Origin of the sequence: Thermomonas sp., assembly GCF_041905325.1 — a bacterium.
GTDB lineage: Bacteria > Pseudomonadota > Gammaproteobacteria > Xanthomonadales > Xanthomonadaceae > Thermomonas.
Map to the genome: position 1 here is coordinate 1 of NZ_JAYRLK010000034.1, position 2,014 is coordinate 2,014.

Sequence of the window (2,014 nt, forward strand, 5' to 3'; positions counted from 1 at the left end):
GCGGTGGGCATCCTGCACAAGGACTTGAAACCGGCCAATGTACTGGTCGCCGCGCGCGGCGACGGCTGGCAGGCGCGGCTGACCGATTTCGGCAGCAGCCGTCTGTTGCAGCCCGAGCGGCTGGCCGAACTGGGCATCACCGCGCTGGGCATGACCCTGACCCAGGTGGGCGGCGACACCAGTTCCGGCACGCCGCTGTACCTGGCCCCGGAACTGCTGGCCGGGCAACCGGCCACCGTGCGCAGCGACGTCTACGCACTGGGCATGCTGCTCTATCAATGGCTGGCCGGCGACCTGCGCAAACCACTGACGCCGGGCTGGGAGCGCGACATCGAGGACCCGCTTCTGCGCGAGGACATCGCCCACGCCACCGATGCCGACCCCGCCCGCCGCATCACCAGCGCCGCCGAACTGGCCGAGCACCTGCGTCGCCTGCCGCAGCGCCGCGCCGAACTTGCGCAGCGTGAAGCGGACGAACACGCCGCTTCCGCATTGCGCAGCGCGCTGGAACGCAGCCGCGCGCGGCGTCCGTGGGCAATTGCGGCGTTCGCCGCGCTACTGCTCGGGCTGGGTGGCAGCCTGTACTTCTGGTGGCATAGCGAGCAGCAACACCGCATCGCCGAACAGCAACGCGACATCGCCGAAAAGCAGGCAGCGCGGGCTCGCGCGGTCGTGGAATTCCTCAGCAACGATCTGATCGGCGCGGTCAGCCCCGGTGGCAGTGCGTTCGAACGCGACCCCACCATCAAGGACATGCTGGATGCGGCCTCGCGCGGCGTCGACGGCAAGTTTGGCAGCCAACCGGAGATCAGCGGCAGCATCCACGCGGCGCTGGGGCAGTCGTGGCGCACGTTGGGCCAAGGCGAGCGTGGCGTGGAGGAATTGCGCGCGGCCTTGCGCGATTTCACCTCCGCCTTCGGCGCGGACAATACGCTGACCCTGCGCACTGCCTACGCGCTGGTACGCACACTGGTCTACGCCAGCCGCAACACCGATTTCAAGGAAGCAGGCAGGCTGCTTGCCGAAACCGACGCCAGAGCCGGCGCACGCCTGCAGGGCAACGATGAACTGGCACTGGATGCGGCGTTCGCACGCGGCATCTTCCATCACCAACAGCTGCAGATCAAACAGGCATTACCGGCTTGGGTGCGCGCGGACACCCTGCAGCGCATGCTGTCCCCGATGGACACGCAGCGTGCCATCGTGATTCGCATGAACTTGGCCGATGCGCTGAGCCGTTCTGGCGAACCCGACAAGGCCATCGCGTTGATGCGGGCGATTCTGGCTGATCCGCTGCTGGACGCGAAGCAGATCGGTGGCAACCGTGTCGCCACCGTGCAGATGAATTTGGCGCGCGCACTGCGCAACCAAGGCAAGTACGACGAAGCACTGCCGCTGGCACAGGCAGCAGCAGCCACTGCGGAACGCATCTACGGCGCAGACAACTACCAGACGCTGACGCTGCGCTCCACCATCGCCAGCATCCAGGACAGCGCCGGAAATTGCGCGGTTGCCCTGCCGATCCAGCGTGACGTGGCCCGGCGCATGGCCGCACGCTACGGTAATGGCAAGCAGGCCACGTTGATCGAAACCGGCAACCTGGGACTGATGGAACACAACTGTGGCGACCGGCATATCGCCATCACCTTGCTGCGTGACGTCGAACGCGACCTGCGCCGGCAATTCGGCGAAAGCAACGCGGCGGCGCAGAGTTTCCGCCTGTCGCTGGCAGAAGCATTGATCGAACAGGGCCAGCGCGACGAAGCGCGGCACCTGCTGGACGGCCTCACCGAGCAGGCGATGGAAGCCTCGGGCGGCGACAAGGCGGAACTGGCACGCGTGCGAGGGCTGCTGGCGGGTGCGTGACACCCGCATCAGCCTCCGGCCCTGGATCAATGCACCACGAAAGTGATCCGCAGGTTCACCCGCCACTCCTTCACATTGCCTTCGGCGTCGGTCACCACCTTGATGTCGTTGACCCACGCACCCTGGATGTTCTTCACCGACTCCGAGC

2 protein-coding genes are annotated in these 2,014 nt (G+C 66.6%); one reads left to right on the top strand and one right to left on the bottom strand.

Translation table 11 applies throughout. From position 1 onward, the window contains the following. A partial coding sequence (locus ACE3OK_RS12450; protein WP_374249874.1) for a tetratricopeptide repeat protein occupies nt 1–1,866 on the top strand: 1,866 nt, incomplete at its 5' end. A gap of 26 nt (nt 1,867–1,892) precedes the next feature. On the opposite strand, the gene ACE3OK_RS12455 is transcribed toward ACE3OK_RS12450, so the two are convergent. Then, entirely contained in the window at nt 1,893–2,003 is a 111-nt protein-coding gene (locus tag ACE3OK_RS12455; RefSeq protein ID WP_374249875.1) for a dodecin domain-containing protein, read from the bottom strand. Between the last annotated feature and the right edge of the window lie 11 nt (nt 2,004–2,014).